The 16,287-nt window shown below is 69.8% G+C and carries 16 protein-coding genes; 4 read left to right on the forward strand and 12 right to left on the reverse strand.

Features of this window, described 5'->3' with window-relative positions:
* Positions 1-46 precede the first annotated feature (46 nt).
* Genes PYV02_RS01065 through PYV02_RS01080 form a run of 4 tightly spaced genes read right to left on the reverse strand, consistent with a single transcriptional unit; the run spans position 47 to position 4,566 of the window.
* Positions 47-1,366 (reverse strand): dihydrolipoamide acetyltransferase family protein, encoded by a 1,320-nt coding sequence (locus PYV02_RS01065; RefSeq protein ID WP_275755313.1) that lies wholly within the window; start codon positions 1,364-1,366, stop codon positions 47-49.
* Between the two features lie 9 nt (positions 1,367-1,375).
* Positions 1,376-2,356 carry an alpha-ketoacid dehydrogenase subunit beta gene (locus tag PYV02_RS01070; RefSeq protein WP_275755316.1) on the reverse strand — a complete coding sequence of 327 codons (981 nt, stop codon included), beginning with the start codon at positions 2,354-2,356 and terminating at the stop codon, positions 1,376-1,378.
* Positions 2,353-3,468, reverse strand: a complete 1,116-nt coding sequence (locus PYV02_RS01075; protein WP_275755318.1) for a thiamine pyrophosphate-dependent dehydrogenase E1 component subunit alpha — start codon at positions 3,466-3,468, stop codon at positions 2,353-2,355. The genes PYV02_RS01070 and PYV02_RS01075 overlap by 4 nt, the downstream gene beginning before the upstream one ends.
* Positions 3,469-3,504: 36 nt before the next feature.
* Positions 3,505-4,566 carry a histidinol-phosphate transaminase gene (locus tag PYV02_RS01080; RefSeq protein WP_275755319.1) on the reverse strand — a complete coding sequence of 354 codons (1,062 nt, stop codon included), beginning with the start codon at positions 4,564-4,566 and terminating at the stop codon, positions 3,505-3,507.
* A 54-nt stretch (positions 4,567-4,620) separates the two neighbouring features.
* On the opposite strand from PYV02_RS01080, the gene PYV02_RS01085 reads away from it, so the two are divergent.
* Positions 4,621-5,019: a phage holin family protein gene (locus tag PYV02_RS01085; RefSeq protein ID WP_275755321.1), complete on the forward strand. Its 399-nt coding sequence runs from the start codon at positions 4,621-4,623 to the stop codon at positions 5,017-5,019.
* Here PYV02_RS01085 and PYV02_RS01090 read toward each other — a convergent pair.
* Both PYV02_RS01090 and PYV02_RS01095 read right to left on the reverse strand, forming a co-directional pair.
* The gene (locus tag PYV02_RS01090) at positions 4,997-6,451 is read right to left on the reverse strand and encodes a hypothetical protein (RefSeq protein ID WP_275755323.1); all 1,455 of its coding nucleotides are present in this window, start codon (positions 6,449-6,451) and stop codon (positions 4,997-4,999) included. The two genes, PYV02_RS01085 and PYV02_RS01090, sit on opposite strands and share 23 nt — an antisense overlap.
* On the reverse strand, positions 6,444-6,698 hold the full coding sequence (locus PYV02_RS01095; protein ID WP_275755325.1) for a hypothetical protein: 255 nt from the start codon (positions 6,696-6,698) through the stop codon (positions 6,444-6,446). The genes PYV02_RS01090 and PYV02_RS01095 overlap by 8 nt, the downstream gene beginning before the upstream one ends.
* Positions 6,699-6,808: 110 nt before the next feature.
* Here PYV02_RS01095 and PYV02_RS01100 point away from each other — a divergent pair, with 110 nt between their 5' ends.
* Positions 6,809-7,333 carry a low molecular weight protein-tyrosine-phosphatase gene (locus PYV02_RS01100; RefSeq protein ID WP_275755327.1) on the forward strand — a complete coding sequence of 175 codons (525 nt, stop codon included), beginning with the start codon at positions 6,809-6,811 and terminating at the stop codon, positions 7,331-7,333.
* Positions 7,330-8,715, forward strand: a complete 1,386-nt coding sequence (purB, locus tag PYV02_RS01105) for an adenylosuccinate lyase (protein ID WP_275755329.1) — start codon at positions 7,330-7,332, stop codon at positions 8,713-8,715. Before PYV02_RS01100 ends, purB begins: the two co-directional genes overlap by 4 nt.
* A gap of 5 nt (positions 8,716-8,720) precedes the next feature.
* On the opposite strand, the gene PYV02_RS01110 is transcribed toward purB, so the two are convergent.
* Genes PYV02_RS01110 through PYV02_RS01120 form a run of 3 tightly spaced genes read right to left on the reverse strand, consistent with a single transcriptional unit; the run spans position 8,721 to position 13,139 of the window.
* The gene (locus PYV02_RS01110) at positions 8,721-10,697 is read right to left on the reverse strand and encodes a flavin-containing monooxygenase (RefSeq protein WP_275755331.1); all 1,977 of its coding nucleotides are present in this window, start codon (positions 10,695-10,697) and stop codon (positions 8,721-8,723) included.
* Positions 10,681-12,291, reverse strand: coding sequence for an FAD-dependent monooxygenase (locus PYV02_RS01115; RefSeq protein WP_275755333.1), 1,611 nt, complete (start codon positions 12,289-12,291; stop codon positions 10,681-10,683). The genes PYV02_RS01110 and PYV02_RS01115 overlap by 17 nt, the downstream gene beginning before the upstream one ends.
* A gap of 5 nt (positions 12,292-12,296) precedes the next feature.
* A complete protein-coding gene (locus PYV02_RS01120; RefSeq protein WP_275755335.1) occupies positions 12,297-13,139 on the reverse strand; it encodes a fumarylacetoacetate hydrolase family protein in 843 nt (280 codons plus the stop codon).
* A gap of 131 nt (positions 13,140-13,270) precedes the next feature.
* Between PYV02_RS01120 and PYV02_RS01125 the strand changes: the two genes are divergently transcribed.
* A complete protein-coding gene (locus tag PYV02_RS01125) occupies positions 13,271-13,972 on the forward strand; it encodes a GntR family transcriptional regulator (protein ID WP_275755336.1) in 702 nt (233 codons plus the stop codon).
* A 16-nt stretch (positions 13,973-13,988) separates the two neighbouring features.
* On the opposite strand, the gene PYV02_RS01130 is transcribed toward PYV02_RS01125, so the two are convergent.
* The 3 genes from PYV02_RS01130 to PYV02_RS01140 are packed head-to-tail and all read right to left on the reverse strand — an operon-like array spanning position 13,989 to position 16,217.
* Positions 13,989-14,864 (reverse strand): VOC family protein, encoded by an 876-nt coding sequence (locus PYV02_RS01130; protein ID WP_275755339.1) that lies wholly within the window; start codon positions 14,862-14,864, stop codon positions 13,989-13,991.
* A 22-nt stretch (positions 14,865-14,886) separates the two neighbouring features.
* Positions 14,887-15,600, reverse strand: a complete 714-nt coding sequence (locus tag PYV02_RS01135) for an SDR family oxidoreductase (RefSeq protein ID WP_275755341.1) — start codon at positions 15,598-15,600, stop codon at positions 14,887-14,889.
* Positions 15,597-16,217 (reverse strand): TetR/AcrR family transcriptional regulator, encoded by a 621-nt coding sequence (locus tag PYV02_RS01140; RefSeq protein WP_275755343.1) that lies wholly within the window; start codon positions 16,215-16,217, stop codon positions 15,597-15,599. Before PYV02_RS01140 ends, PYV02_RS01135 begins: the two co-directional genes overlap by 4 nt.
* Positions 16,218-16,287: the final 70 nt, after the last annotated feature.

Genomic DNA, 16,287 nt, shown 5'->3' on the forward strand with positions numbered 1-16,287 from the left:
TATCAATAGTCTGGCATGCCGGCGCCCGGAGCGCCAAACCGACGAATCAGTCCAGCAGCAGGGCGGGCTCTTCGAGCACGCTGGCGATGTCCGCGGTGAATCGGCTCGCGACATCCCCGTCGACGACACGGTGGTCGAAGCTCGCACCGACCGTGGTGACGAAGGCGGGCCGCACCTCGCCGTCGACCACCCACGGCTTCTGCTTGATCGCACCGAGGGCGACGATGCCGACCTCGCCGGGGTTGAGGATCGGGGTTCCCGTATCCATGCCGTAGGAGCCGAGGTTCGTGATCGTGATCGTGCCGCCGGCCATCTGGGCGGGCTGCGTCTTGCCGTCCCGCGCGGTGATGGTCAACTGCTCGAGCGCGACCGCGAGCTCGCGCAGGCTCAGGTCTTGCGCGTCCTTGACGTTGGGCACGATGAGCCCGCGCGGCGTGGCGGCGGCGATGCCGAGGTTCACGTAGTGGTGCACCACGATCTCCTTGTCCGTCCAGCTCGAGTTGACCGTGGGGTTGCGGCGCACGGCCCAGATCACGGCCTTCGCCATCACCAGCAGCGGGCTCACCCGCACGCCCGCGAAGTCCGGCGAGTTCTTCAGGCGCTTGACGAACTCCATGGTGCGGGTGGCGTTCACGTCGCTGAACACGCTCACGTGCGGCGCGCTGAACGCGCTCTGCACCATGGCCGTCGCGATCGCCTTGCGCACGCCCTTGACCGGGATGCGCTCCTCGCGCTCGGTGCCCCACTCCGGCGTCTGGATGTTGCGGAACACACTCGCCTGCGAGGCATCCCGAATCACGTCGTCGCGGGTGATCTCGCCGGCCAGGCCCGTGGCCGTGACGGTGGCGAGATCCACCCCGAGATCCTTGGCGAGCTTGCGGATCGGCGGTTTGGCGATGATCGCGGATGCCTCGGCCGCCGGCACGCTCGCCGGTCGCGCCGCCTTCGCGGCGGCGGGCACCGCGACCGGCGCCGCCCCACCGGCGCTCTTGCGGCGGCGGGATGTGGCGTGCCCGGCGCTCCCATAGCCGACGAGCACCGCCCCCGACTTCTCCTCCGGCGCCTCGACGATGGCCCCGGTCTCGGCCTCGTCTGCCGTGGGTGCGACGATCTCGATGGCACCCCCCGCCGATTCGACGGAGATGATCGGGGTGCCGACCTCGACGGTGTCGCCCTCCTCGACGAGGATCGCGGTGACGGTCCCTGCGAAGGGCGAGGGCAGCTCGACGAGCGACTTGGCCGTCTCGATCTCGACGAGCACCTGGTTGACCGTGACGGTGTCGCCGGCCTTGACCTTCCACGAGACGATCTCCGCCTCGGTGAGGCCCTCGCCGACGTCCGGCAACGGGAACTCGGAATGTGCCATGACTGCCTCCTAGTAGGCCATCGCCCGGTCGACGGCCTCGAGCACGCGGTCCGCGTCGGGCAGGTAGGCGCTCTCGAGCTTCGCCGGTGGGAACGGGGTGTCGAAGCCGGCGACCCGGATCACGGGAGCCTCGAGCGAGTAGAACGCGCGCTCGGTGACCGTCGCCGCGATCTCGGAGCCGATCGAGACGAACCCGGGGGCCTCCTGCGCGACGATCAGACGGCCCGTCTTGCGCACCGAGGCGAGCACCGGCTCGTAGTCGATCGGGGAGAGGGAGCGCAGGTCCACGACCTCGGCGCTCGTGCCCTCCTGGGCGGCGATGTCCGCCGCGGCGAGCAGCACGTTGACCATGGGTCCGTAGCCCAGCAGGGTGATGTCGGCGCCCTCACGCACGACGCGACTCGCGTGCAGCGGGAAACCGCTGGCCGCGTCATCCACGTCGCCCTTCGGCCAGTAGCGGCTCTTCGGCTCGAAGAACATCACCGGATCGTTGCTGGCGATCGCCTCTTGGATCATCCAGTACGCGTCATGGGGCGTCGCCGGGGTCACGGAGCGCAGTCCCGCGGTGTGCGCGAAGTACGCCTCCGGACTCTCCTGGTGGTGCTCGACCGCGCCGATGTGACCGCCGTACGGCACGCGGATCACCACGGGGAAGGTCATCGATCCGCCGTGACGGGAGGTGAGCTTGGCCAACTGCGAGGTGATCTGGTCGAACCCGGGATAGATGAATCCGTCGAACTGGATCTCGCAGACCGGCCGGTACCCCGCCATCGCGAGCCCGATCGCCGTGCCGATGATGCCGGACTCCGCCAGTGGTGTGTCGAGCACGCGATCGCCGCCGAACTCGGCGTGCAGCCCCTCGGTCACACGGAACACGCCGCCGAGCGGGCCGATGTCCTCGCCCATGAGCAGCACGCGCGAGTTCTCGGTCATCGCGCGGCGCAGACCGAGGTTGATGGCCTTGGCCATGCTGAGGGACTCGATGGTCATCGCTCGTCCTCGAATCCGGCCTCGTAGGCCTCGAGCCAGGCCGCCTGGGCGTCCATCAACGGGTGCGGCTCGCTGTAGACGTGGGCGAACATGTCGGATGCCGGGGGCACCCCGAGCGCGAGCGTGCGGGTGCGCAGATCGGCCGCGACATCCTCGGCCTCGGTCGCGAGTTCCGCGAAGAAGGCGTCGGACTCGCCGCGGCCCCGCAGGTGCGCCTCGAAGCGCTGAATCGGGTCGTTGGCGAGCCAGAACTCCAGTTCCTGCTCGTCGCGGTACTTGGTCGGGTCGTCGCTCGTGGTGTGCGCGCCGATGCGGTAGGTGAGGGCCTCGATGAAGCGCGGCCCCTCGCCGGCGCGGGCGGCGTCCAGGCTGGTGCGCGTGACGGCGTAGCTGGCGAGCACGTCGTTGCCGTCGATCTGGATGCCCGGGATGCCGAACCCGGCCGGCCGGTGGAACAGCGGGGTGCGCGACTGCCGGGTGACCGGCACCGAGATCGCCCAGTGGTTGTTCTGCAGGAAGAACACCTGCGGGGTCTGGTAGCTCGCCGCGAACACCAGCGCCTCGCTCACGTCTCCCTGGCTGGTCGCCCCGTCGCCGAAGTACACCACGACCGCCTCGTCGCGCTCGGGGTCGCCGCTGCGCGTCTTACCGTCGAGGGTGAGGCCCATCGCCAATCCGGTGGCGTGCAGCGTCTGCGAACCGATTACGAGCGTGTAGAGGTGGAAGTTGCCGTGCTGCTTGGGGTCCCAGCCGCCGTGGCTGAGCCCGCGCAACAGCTCGATGATGCGCATGGTGTCGACGCCGCGGATACGACCGACGACGTGCTCGCGGTAGGCAGGGAAGATGTGATCCTGCGGGCGAGCGGCATAGCCGGACCCGACCTGTGCACCCTCCTGGCCGATGCTCGGAATCCAGAGCGCGAGCTGCCCCTGGCGCTGCAGGTTGCCGGCTTCGACGTCGACGCGGCGCATCACCACCATCTGGCGATGGAAGTCCCGGAGCTGATCATCCGAGAGCGCCTCGATGAGGGGCAGGTACTCGGATGTCCTATCATTCCGGATCAGGCTGCCGTCGGAATCGAGAAGCCGAAGCGTGTCGGCGGTGAAGGCCATCGTCCCGATACTAACCCAGGCTCGCAATCGCTCGGTTCAGAGGATTGCCACAACCTCCGCCGTCGCTCGCAGGAGTGTCTCCACAGATTCCGGCTCCCCGACGCTCACGCGAACCCCTTCACCGAGGGGCCGGGCGACGATCCCGTGGGACGCGAGGATTTCGGCGGCGTGCGCCGTGTGCACTCCCGTCGGCAACCAGACGAAGTTGCCCTGCGGTCGCGGGGTGGACCATCCCTGCTCGACGAGGCCGGCCCACAGGCGCTCCCGCCGCTCGTTGAGCTCGGCCACGCGCGCGAGCAGTTCTGCCTCGTGCTCCAGGGCGGCGATCGCCGCGCGCTGCGCCGGTTCCGTGACCGAGAGCGGAATGGCGGTCGCACGTGCGGCATCCATCAGGTACTCCGCACCGATCGCATAGCCGATGCGCAGCCCGGCGAGGCCGTAGGCCTTGGAGAAGGTGCGCAGGATCACGAGGTTCGGGTAGCGACCGATGAGGCTCGCCCCGTCGACGGCATCCGGGTCGGTCACGAACTCCACGTAGGCCTCGTCGAGGACGACGAGCACGGTCGCCGGGACGGCCGCCATGAACTCGGCGAACTCGGCATCGGTGACCACGGTGCTGGTCGGGTTGTTGGGGCTGCAGACGATCACCATGCGCGTGCGGTCGGTGACGGCCGCTGCCATGGCGGTCAGATCGTGTCGATGATCGGCGGTGTTCGGCACCTGCACGGCCGTTGCCCCCGATGTGGCGACCAGCAGCGGGTAGGCCTCGAAGCTGCGCCAGGAGTAGAGCACCTCGTCACCCGGTGCGGCGGCGGCGCTGATGAGCTGCGCGAGCACGGACACCGAGCCGGCACCCACCTGAACCCACTCCGGAGAGACGCCGAACCTTGCGCCGAGGCGCTCGCGCAGTGCCGCGGCCGAGCCCTCCGGGTAGCGGTTGATCGCGCTCGCGGCGATCGCCTCGAGCACCGCGGGAATCGGCGGGAAGGGGTTCTCGTTGGAGGAGAGCTTGAAGGCGTCCTCGGCCGCGGTACGACCCTGACGGTAGGGCACGATCGACTCGATCTCGGGGCGGAGTCTCACTCGCGACGACGACATCCACCCAGACTACGACCGTTGCGATCGACGCGAGCGGCACGCCATCATGGGCACATGAGACTTCTCGTGCGGCTTCTGATCAACGCGGTCGCCCTGTGGCTGACTACCATCATCGTCACCGGCGTGAAGGTCGTTCCCTTCGCCCCCGGAGAGACGTTGCAGGTCGTCGTCACGTACCTGCTGGTCGCGGCGATCTTCGGCATCGTCAACGGCGTCATCGGCAACCTGATCCGCATCGTCGCGTTCCCGATCTACGTGCTCACGCTCGGTCTCATCTCGCTGCTCGTCAACGGCCTGCTGCTGCTGATCGTGCACTGGATCTCGTCGCTGATCGGCTTCGGCCTCGTGGTCGACGGCTTCTGGTGGGGCGTGCTCGGCGCGCTCGTGCTCGGCCTGATCGCCTGGCTCATCGGCATCATCCTGCGCCCGATCATCGGCCGCGACCGGAGCTGATCTCCTCGCCCTCGGGCACCCGTTCGAAGCGGTAGGCGGTGCTCGTGATCGTCGTCGCGCCCGCGCCGAAGCGATCGAGGCTCGCGAGGGCCTCCGTCAGCCGAGGGTTCGACTCGCGATCCATGAGTTGCGCGGTCTGCGCGTAGTACTGGGCATGGTGCGCCGGCACCGCCAGATCCGGCGGCGCCTCGTGCTCGGCGAACACCTCGCGCTCGACCCGCACGGCACCGAGATTGAGCTGCGCGCCGCCGAGTGCGGGCACCAGGTCGTCGCGGTGCTCCACGATCACGGTCGGAATGCCGTCGGGGATCCGGATCTGGCCGGTCGGCCCCCCGAACGTCGCCAGTCCCTGGGTGTTCCATTCGCCCGAAGCGGCGAGCCGGGCCGCGGTACCCCCGCCCTGCGAGTAGCCGGTGAACTGCACGGGGCTGTCGGCGGTGATGCCCGCCTCGCGCATGGCCGTCGTGACGGAGGCGTAGGAGCCGCCGCCATAGCCCGCGGCATTGGCCAGGTTGCTCGTCATGTCCCAGGGCTCGTCGTCGGCCACCGGCGAGAAGGTGACCGTGCCGGCGATGTACACCTCGAAGCGATCCGGCTCACCGGGCGCCTGGTAGCGCTCGATCACCACCTGAGCGCCGCCTGTCTCATCGGTGTCTGGGATGCGCGCGAAGCGCTCCGCGAATCCGGAGGGCGCCGCTGCGGCCGCCGACGTGCTCGTGCCGGCGAGGCGCACCGGGGTCTCGTCGAGCAGGCCCACCATCGAGCCCGCGCGCATCGCGCCGCCGGCCGCGAATGCGACGCCCGCACCCGTGCCGGCGAGCGCGGTCACCAGTTCCGTCGGCAGACCGGTGACGCCGAGCGTGAAGGCCCCGAGATTCTGAGTGGCGCCGCGGATGAGATCCACGGTCGCCGGCCGCTCGAGCCAGTCGGGCGTTCCCCCGCCACCTGACGTGCCGGCCATCGCGCGGTCGAGCGTTCCGCGCAGGCCGCCCGGAGCGGCGCTCGCGCCGACAGCGACACCGCCGGCCGCGGCGAGCGCGACCGCACCGGCACCGCTGAGCAGCAGGCCGGGCGCCAGCCGCCCCGCCAGCGCGGCGAGCCCGCCAGCGAACTGCTGGCCGAGGGAGCCGGCGAACCGCTCGGCCCACGCGTACCCGTCGGCTGCGGTGCCGAGCGCCCACTGCAGCCCGCGGGCGTAGGCCTCGATCTCGGCCATGACGATGCGCGCCTGGTCGATGTCGTGCTCCGCGCGCCCGGCCTCGACCGGCGCACCCACGGCCTGCAGCCACGACATCGACAGCAGCTGATCGAGTCCCGCCAGCCGGGAGCGCAACGCGAAGCTCTCCAGCGCGAGTTCGCGCATGAGCTCGGCGCGATCGAGCAGCTCCTGCGTGATCACCGAGGTGCCGTCGATGACGAGAGTGTCAGCCACGCTGCATCCAGCCGATCGCGGCCGCGGTGCGCTGCCGGGCCGAGCGCACCGCGGCGAGACCCGCCTCGGTCGTCGTCACGACGCCGTCGAGCGCCGCGTCGTAGGCGTGCCGGGCGGCGCCGAGCCAGGATTGCGGTGCCGGCGGCAGCAGTCGGATGCGTGCCGACTCGAGTCGATCGAGCACGATGCCGAGCTCGCGGTACTGGGTCTGCAGCGTCTGCAACGTCATCTCTTCTTCCGGGCTCACGACGACAGGATGCCGCGCGCCGCCCCGCACACGTCCGACGGTTCTCGCGCCCGGGGATGACGTCGCAGAACTCCCGGTGTTGAGGAGCGGAATCTGCGCGACAATGGAGCGTGAGCTTCGACCGTACGTTCGACGAGTCGGCGCTCTTCAGAATCTGTTTCGTGTGCACGGGCAACATCTGCCGTTCTCCCATGGCCGAGACCGTGTTCCGCAGTCTCGTGAAGGGCGCCGGCCTGGAGCACGCGGTCGCGGTGATGTCGGCAGGCACCGGCGACTGGCACGTGGGCGAGCCCTCGGACGATCGCACGCTCGCCGCGCTCGCCGCTCGCGGATACAACGGCACCGGGCATCGCGGGCGTCAGTTCGATCCGGACTGGTTCGCGACCCTCGACCTCGTGGTCGTGTTCGACCGAAGCCAGGAGCGAATCCTGCGCGCTTGGGCCGCCACCGACCAGGATCGCTCGAAGGTGCAGCCCCTGCTGAGCTTCGACTCGACGCAGGCGCCGCTGATCGACGTGCCCGACCCGTACTATTCGGACGCGGACCTGTTCGACCAGGTGCTCGTCATGATCGAGAAGGCCTGCGGCGCACTGTTCCGCCAGATCACGCCAGGAATCCGACAAGGAGCCACATGAGTCCGTTGCCCGACCAGCCCATCAGCCCGCTCGACGGGCGGTATCGGCCCGCCGTGGCATCCCTCGGAGATCACCTCTCCGAGGCGGGGCTGAACCGCGCGCGGGTGCGGGTCGAGGTCGAGTGGTTGCTGTTCCTCACCGATCGCGAGTTGTTCGGATCCACCCGGGTCGACCACGAGCAGGCGCGAGCGCTGCGCGAGTTCGCCGCGGAGTTCGGCGAGGCGGAGATCGAGGAGCTGGCCCGACTGGAAGCGACCACCCGGCACGACGTGAAGGCCGTGGAGTACCTGGTGCGCGGCAAGCTCGCCGACCTCGGCCTGAACTCGATCGCCGAGCTCACCCACTTCACCTTCACGAGCGAAGACGTCAACAACCTCGCCTACGCGCTGACCATCGGCGCCGCCGTGCGCGAGGTCTGGCTGCCCCGGCTGCGCGGCGTCATCGACGCACTGCGGGCCCTGGCGATCGCGCACCGGGATGACGCGATGCTCGCGCACACCCACGGCCAGCCGGCCACGCCCACCACCATGGGTAAAGAGTTCGCCGTCTTCGTCGCGCGACTGGAGCGGATGGCGCAGCGCGTCGAGTCCACCGACTACCTCGGCAAGCTCAACGGCGCGACCGGCACCTTCGCCGCGCACCTCGCGGTCGACGACACGCTCGACTGGCCGGCACTCTCCCGCGAGTTCGTCACCTCGCTCGGGCTGACCTGGAACCCGCTGACCACGCAGATCGAGTCGCACGACTGGCAGGCCGACCTGTACTCGGCGATGAGTCACACCAACCGCATCCTGCACAACCTCTGCACCGACATCTGGACCTACATCTCGATCGGGTATTTCCGTCAGGTGCCGCAGGCGGGGGCGACGGGCTCGTCGACGATGCCGCACAAGATCAACCCGATCCGCTTCGAGAACGCCGAGGCGAACCTCGAGCTCTCCAGCGCCCTGCTGGAGTCCCTCGCCGCGACCCTCGTGACGAGCCGACTGCAGCGCGACCTCACCGACTCGACCACGCAGCGCAACGTCGGGGTGGCCCTGGGGCACGGTCTCGTGGCCTTCGACAACATCGCCCGCGGCCTCGGCGAGATCGACCTCGACCGTCAGCGCCTGGCCGACGACCTCGACGGCAACTGGGAGGTGCTCGGCGAGGCGATCCAGACGGTCATCCGCGCCGAGGTCACCGCCGGGCGCAGCTCGATCGCCGACCCCTATGCCGTGCTCAAGGAGCTCACCCGCGGTCGCCGGGTCGGTCAGGCCGAGCTCGTCGAGTTCATCGACGGTCTCGACATCGGCGACCAGGCCAAGGCCCGACTGCGCGTGCTCACCCCGCAGACCTACACGGGACTGGCGAGCGAGCTGGTCGACTACCTCGACCGCTAGGGCGGCTACGGCAGCTGCTCGTAGTCCTCGATGCGCACCCGCTCGGTGAGCTCCCAGTACTCCGCGTTGGTGAACGGCCAGATCTGCGAGACCCGGCCGGCCGCGTTCTGGTACCAGCTGCGCACGTACGGCTGACCCCACGACATCCGACGGTTCTCCGCGTCGACCCAGCCGACGAACCGGTCGAGCGCGTCCTGCCGCACGTCGAGCGCGGTGATGCCGCGCTCGAGCACCTCGCGCACCGACTTCAGCGCGTACTCGGAGGCGCGCTCGAGCATGAAGTGCAGGCTCCCGGCCACGACTCCGCCCACGTTCGGGCCGTACATCATGAAGAAGTTCGGAAAGCCGGGCACGGCCACGCCGTTGTAGGCGCGGGCATCCCCGCCCCAGTACTGGTGGATCTCACGACCGCCGCGCCCGACGATCTCCACCCCGTCGAGGTAGTCGGAGGGCTTGAACCCGGTGGCGTAGACCACGATGTCAGCGGGATGCTCGATCCCCGCCTCATCGACGATCCCGTGCTCGGTGAACCGCTCGATGCCGGCGGTGACGAGCACCGTGTGCTCCGATCGCAGCGCCTCGGCCCACACACCGTTGTCACGCAGCATGCGCTTGGCTCCGGGCGGATAGTCCGGGATCGCGTGCTGGAGCAGGTCGGGTCGGCCCTCGAACTGCTCGGTGAGGCGCGCGATCAGCTCGTCGCGCACCTGCTGGTTCTTCGCCGAGACGCTCAACGGCGCGCCCGCCCAGCCTTCCTCGGCGGTCACCGTGTGGATGCGACCGGGGATGCCCAGCAGCGTGACCCAGAGCCGGTACCACTGGGCGTAGTGCGGCACCTTGCGGCGCAACCAGGCGAAGGTCTCCGGCATGGCGTCGTGATAGGTGGGCGCCGGCAGCATCCAGGGGGCGCTGCGTTGGAAAAGGGTCAGCTGAGCGACCTCGTCCGCGATGGCCGGCACGATCTGGTAGGCGCTCGCGCCGGTGCCGATCACGGCCACGCGCTTGCCGCGCCAGTCCACCTCCGGGTCCCACTCCTGCGAGTGCATGGTGATGCCGCGGAACTCGTCGGCGCCCTCGAACTCGGGGATGTTGGGGCGATCGAGCTGCCCGAGCGCGCTGACGACGGCGTTGAACCGTCGAACCTGCACGCCGGCCGGGCCGTCGGTGGTGACATCCCAGAGCCCGTCGGATTCGTTCCAGCGCGCCGAGATCAACCGCGTCGAGAACTCGATGCGCTCGGTGAGGCCCGCGCGTTCGGCGACCTGCTGGGCGTAGTCGAGGATCTCGCCGCCCTCCGCGAACTGGTGGGGCCAGTCGCCGCGCTGCGCGAACGAGAAGGAGTAGCCGAACGTCGGGGTGTCCAGGCGCACCCCCGGGTAGCGGTTCTTGCGCCAGGTGCCGCCGAGGTAGGGGGTGTCCTCGATCATCGTGAACGGCACGCCGGCCTGCGCGAAGCGGTGACCGGCGGCGATGCCCGCGAGACCGGCCCCGACGATCAGCGCGCGGAACGGCCGGCCCGCGGCGACCGCCTCGAAGCTCCAGTCCGGGGCACCGCCCTTGTCGGGCGCGAGGTCGAGCTCGTGCTTGAGTGCGCCGAACCAGCCCTCGCGACCGCCGGTGAGGAAGCGCAGGATCGCGTCGACCTCGGCGGGCGGCAGCAGATCCACCGTGGTGATCGACTGCTCGCGCAGTCGCCGCAGCCCCGCCAGCGCGACGGCCCTGGCACGCTCCTGCTGCGCCTGGGTCATGCCGCCGTGGGGATGCCCGACGGTGTCCACCGGCGTCAGCGGCGGCACGAGGTCCTCGGTCAGGCCCGAGCCGTCCCGGGTGGCGGCGGCGAGCGCGGCCAGGAGGGCGGGCAGGTCGGCGGTGGCGACGATCTGCTCGAGGAACGCGTCATCCTCGTCGATGGCCTCCGACGGCGACTGCCAGAACAGGTCGTCGAATCGGGTCTGCGGGGTCTCGTCAGGCGTCATTGCCATGGTCGCTGCTCCTCGGTTCTGGATCGACGTAGGCCCGCAGTGCCCGGATGACCGCGCGCTCGGAGCCGCGGGTGAACACGGCCGCGACGAAGCGATCCGGTCGCACCACCACCCAGTGCGGCTGTTGCAGATCGGGCAGTGCGAGCATGCCCACCGTGTCGTGCAGGGCGGATGCGGATGCGGCCTCGCGCGTCAGGCGCACGTACTGCGTGCCGAGCGCGGCCCAGTACGGGTCGGTGGGGGATGCCTCGGCTCCGCCCCCGAGCTCGACCAGAGCCCACCCCTCGCCGAGGTGGTCGTCGAGGGGTGACGTGCGGCCATCCGCCGCCGCCACCGTGGGCTGGCCGAGCGCGAAGCCGACCCACGCGGCGAGCCGGCGGTCGATGTCGCGCGACGCCGGCACCGCGACGCCGTTGCGGTAGTCCGGCGGGGTGATGAAGCGCATCCTCGCCAGGTACTCGTGCACGGCGGGCACCACGCTGACGGTGCGGAACAGCGCGTCCCGAGCTCCCGCCCGCACCCGACCGACCGCCATGACGACGGCGCCGGTGCGACGGGAGATCTTCATCATCTTGGCGCCGTGACGGCGACGTTCGCTCTGGTAGGTGTCGAGCAGCCGAGGCCCGGCGACGCCGCGTCGCGCCTCCAGCAGCTTCCAGGAGATGTTGAGCGCGTCGCGCAGGCCGGCGTTCAGACCCTGCCCCGAGAAGGGCGGCATGAGGTGGGCGGCGTCGCCGACCAGGAAGGCTCGACCGACGCGGTACGAGCGCGCCACGCGCTGGTGCGCGACGTACACCGCGGCGCGCCTGATGTGCTCGGGTCGCACGTGCGGATGGAACGGTCGCACCAGTTCGAGGATGCGCGCGGGCGCCGTCATCACGTCGGGGTCCTCGTGGGCGAACAGCATGTACTCGAGCCGCAGCCGCCCCTTGATGCCCGGCACCAGCACGTAGGGCCGGGTGCCGTTGCCGTGGAACTCGGCGAACGGCTCGCGCTGACCGGGCACATCGAGCAGGTCGATCACGATCCAGCGCTCCTGCTGGGTCGAGCCGACCAGGGGCACGCCGAGTGCGTCGCGCACGAAGCTGCGTCCGCCGTCGGCACCGATCAGCCAGTCGCCCGTCACCGAGTCCGGTGCCGCAGGGTCGCCCTGCTCGAGGGTCGCCGTGACGCCGGTCGCGTTCTGCGTGATGGCGACGGCGCGCCTGCCCGTCAGAAAGTCGATGCCGGGGGCGCTCGCGGCGCGATCCCAGAGCAGCTCCTCGAGCACCGGTTGGTCGAACTGCGACTTCGCCGGATGCCCGATACGTGACGGCACCGGACGCGATGATGCGAGCAGCCGATCGTTGCGCCCGAAGTACCGGCTGCCCGTGTCGAGCAGCGACTCCGCCTTCAGCGCATCGGCGATCCCCAGCCGCGACATGATGCGGAAGGTCTCGTCGGCGATGCTGATCGCGCGCGGCAGGTCGCCCGGTCGCTCGGCCGCCTCGATCAGCGCGACCCGTGCGCCCCCGCGCTCGAGCAGCAGCGCCGCCGTGAGTCCGACCGGACCCGCGCCGACGACCACGACGTCGTACCTCCGCGCGCTGTGCATGATCGTCAGCCGACGAGCACGTTCCGCAGCGTGCCGAGCTTGGTGATCTCGACCTCGACCACATCGCCCGGAACGAGGAAGGTCGGCGGCTCCATGAAGAGGCCGACGCCGCCCGGGGTACCGGTCACGATGACGTCGCCGGGGGCGAGAGGAGTGAACGAGGTGACGTACTCGATGATCGAGGGGATGTCGAAGATGAGGTCGGCGACGCTCGCGTGCTGGCGCACCTCGCCGTTGACGCGGGTCTCGACGACGAGCTGCTCGACGTCGCCGAGCTGCTCGGCCGTGACGAAGTAGGGGCCGAACGCGCCGCTGGCGGGGAAGTTCTTGCCCGGGGTCCACTGGCCGGTGTGGCGCTGCCAGTCACGCGCACTGAGGTCGTTGAAGGCGGCGTATCCCGCGATCACGCCCCACGCGTCATCCTTGCTGACGTGGTCGGCGGGCGCACCGATCACCAGGGCGACCTCGCCCTCGTAGTCGTACATGGTGCTCTCGGCCGGAACCGGCAGCGCCTCGCCGTGCGCGGCGAGCGTGTCGGCGAAGCGGGTGAAGACCGTCGGCGCCACCGCGTCCGCTCGACCGGTCTCCTGCTGGTGGCTGCGGTAGTTGACGCCGATGCAGATCACCTTGTTCGGCATCCCCACCACCGGAAGGAATCGTGTGCCGTCCACGGCCTGCACGGGGGCGCCGTCGAGGGCCGGCTCGGGGGCGAGCAGTCCCGCGGTGATCGCGGCCTGCAGGGTGTCGGCGACGGCGAGTCCGGTCGGCCCCAGATCGTGCAGTGCACCATCGCGTTCGGCGCCCCAGGTGGCCTCGCCGGTCTCGGTCAGGTAGCTCGCGTACCGCATGTGCATCCTCTCGCCGTCATTGGCGTCTCTCGTCGGCGTCGCTTACGCCGGTGTCAGCATATCCAAATACTGCATTCTTTGGCAAAGAATGCATCCTTTGCGTTGGTATGCCCTTTGCTAGTCTGAGGTTCATGTCACGCAGGGAGAACGCCGAGACCATCAGCGGCGAGGTCCGGGAGTCGCTCAGGGCGGACATCTTCGCCGCGCAGTGGGCGCCCGGCACACGCTTGCAGATCGGCGAGCTGTCGGCGCGCTACGCCGCGAGCTCGACGGTGGTGCGCGATGCGCTCACCCGTTTGGCCGGCGAGAAGCTGCTGCAGTTCCAGCCCAATCGGGGGTACTACATCGCGGAGTACACCCTGGACGAGCTGCGCGACATCGGCGAGCTCCGCTGCCGCATCGAGGAGTACGGCCTCACCCTGTCGATCGAGCGCGGCGACCTGACCTGGGAATCCGACCTCATCGCCGTGCACCACCGGCTCGAGCGCACGCCCCGGCGCGTCCCCGACGATCCGCACCACATCTCGGCCGAGTGGTTCCACGCGCATCAGGCCTTCCACGCGAAGCTGCTCGAGGCCTGCCGAGTGCCGATGCTGGGCGACTTCGCGGCGACGCTCGGTGACGCGACGGCCCTGTACCGCCTGTGGACGGCCCCGGCCCCGCGGGCGGAATCCCGGGACATCGAGGCCGAGCACCAGGCGATCGTCGACGCCGTGCTGGCCCACGACGCACCCACCGCGCGGGCGCTGCTTCGCGAGCACTACATGAGGACGATCGCGATCATCGGTGAACTCGAGTTCGCGGCGACGGCGGAGGAGACCGCCCGCAGCTGAGTTCCCGGCCATCGGCTCAGGAGAGCGCGAGCGGGAACGCGCCGTGCGAGCGGAAGTCCTCGCCGTTGTAGACGCCCCACCGGTTGAACCAGGTGCGGTCGTCCTCGGCCCACTCGATCGGCGGCCTCGTCGCGTCGTAGATCTGCTCGAGGTCGGTGTACAGCTCGACGACCGTGCCGTTGGGCTCGACGTAGTACGCCGCGATGTTGTGTCCGGCGCCGTGGCGCACCGGCCCCCAGATCAGGCGGCGACCCAGCGCGAACAACCGGTCGCCGAGACGGCCGAGGTCCGCGATGCTCTGCGTCTGCCAAGCGTGGTGGTGCAGGCTGCCGCGGCCCTTGATGAGCGCGATGCCGTGGTGGTCGGGGTTGCAGCGCACGAAGTATGCGAAGTCGTTGCCGATGACGTCGGAGACCATGAACCCGAGCAGGTCGACGAAGAAGTCCTTCATGCGGGTGGGATGCTGCGGGTGGATGTTGATGTGACCGTAGCGGTCGGGCCCGAACGCCGCCGGCCCGTGCCGGAACGAGCTCATGCCGGTGTAGATGTGGAAGAGGTAGCCCTCCGGACCCTCCACCAGGAACCCGTCGCCGATGGCACGCTCGAACGGCGTGCGGGAGAGGATCGGGAAGCCGGCATCCTCGAGTCGACTCCGGATGAGCTCGAGGGACTCGACGCTCTCCGCGACCAGACCGATGTGGTCGATGCCGTCGGTGTCGCCCTTGATGTAGACCAGTTCGTGGTGCGTGTCGGCTGCCGACAGGTAGGCGCGGTCGCCGACATCCAGCGTCACGCGCAGCCCGAGCGCTCCCGTGGCCAGGGCGAGGCTCTCGTCGTAGTCGCGCGTGCGCATCGCGATATAGCCCATCTCGGAGATCGCACCAAGGGTCATCGTTCCACTTCCTGTCGTCGGGTCAGACCGAACGCGACGCGCCGCCGTCGGCACGCAGGTTCTGTCCGGTGATGTAGCTGGCGTCGTCGCTCACGAGGAAGCGGATGACGCGACCGATCTCCTGCGCGCTCGCGGCTCTGCGCAGCGGTATCCGCGCCGTCCACTCCGCGGGCACCGTCGTCGGGTCTTCCTTGGTGAAGCCGGGCAGCACGTTGTTCATGCGGATCCCGGCCGGCCCGTACTCGTCGGAATAGAGCTTCGTGAAGGCGGCCAGGCCGGCACGCACGGTCGCCGAGACGGGATAGTTCGGGTTCGGCTCGAACGGCGAACTCGTGGAGACGTTGACGATCGCGCCGCCGCCGGCCGCGATCAGGTGCGGGGTCACGAGCCGGGCCATGCGCACGACGCTCAGCAGATAGAGCTCGAAGCCCTCCACCCAGTCCTCGTCGCTCAACTCGAGCACGGGCTTGCGGGCCGCGTGACCGGAGCCGTTGACGACCGCATCGATGCGCCCGTACTCGTCGACGGCCAACTGCACCAGCGCCGCGAGATCGTCGGGGGAGCGATTGGAACCGGTCAGGCCCACGCCCCCGAGCCGCCGGGCCAGGTCCGCCGCGCTCCCGGAGGGCGACATCGCGGCCACGCGGTAGCCGTGCGACGCCAGCTCGCGCAGCGCGGCGGCGGCGATGCCCTTACCCCCGCCGACGACGATGGCGACCCTCGTTGACTCGCTCATCGCTGCGCCCGCGCGCCGATCTCCTCGTAGTGCTGCACGAGCTTCTCGATGGCCAACGCGCTCAGCGCCGCGGCCTCGACGAAGTCGACGTCGTCCCCCGCGGACGCGGAGATGTAGAAGCCGTCGGTGAGAGCCCGGCCGAGCATCACGACCTTGCGGGCGAGGTCGGGTTCCGCCGCGAGAGCGGTCGCCGGAAGACCCGCGCCCACGGTCTCCACGAGCAGCTCGTACATCTCGCCGCGCACCGCCAGGTAGCGCTGCCGTGCCGCGTTGTCCTCGAGTCGCTTCTCGAGCGCGAAGATGAGGCCGATGATCCAGAACGCCTCCTCGGCGTGCTCGGCACTCGTCGAGTTGGCGGCCGAGCCGGCGATGCTGGTGTGCAGGATGGCGCGGTTGGAGGGCCCGCGATGACGCTCCTTCCACACCTCGAAGCAATAGTCGATGAGCGCCGCGAACAGCTGCTCCTTGTTCTCGAAGTGCCAGTACACCGAGCCGATCGGCAGGCCGGAGACCCGTGCGACCTCGGCCATCGTCGTGCCCTCGTAGCCGGTGGTCACGGCGAGCGAGAGCACCGCCTCGAGAATCGCACGCTCGTTCTCCGGTGTGGACTGGTGCACCCTCCGGCCTCGAGGCATGCCAGACGTCCCTCCCGCGCGCGATCCTGCGCGCGCCTCGGTCAGCCTAGTC

Origin of the sequence: Antiquaquibacter metalliresistens (assembly GCF_029211225.1) — a bacterium.
Classification (GTDB): Bacteria; Actinomycetota; Actinomycetes; order Actinomycetales; family Microbacteriaceae; genus Rhodoglobus; species Rhodoglobus metalliresistens.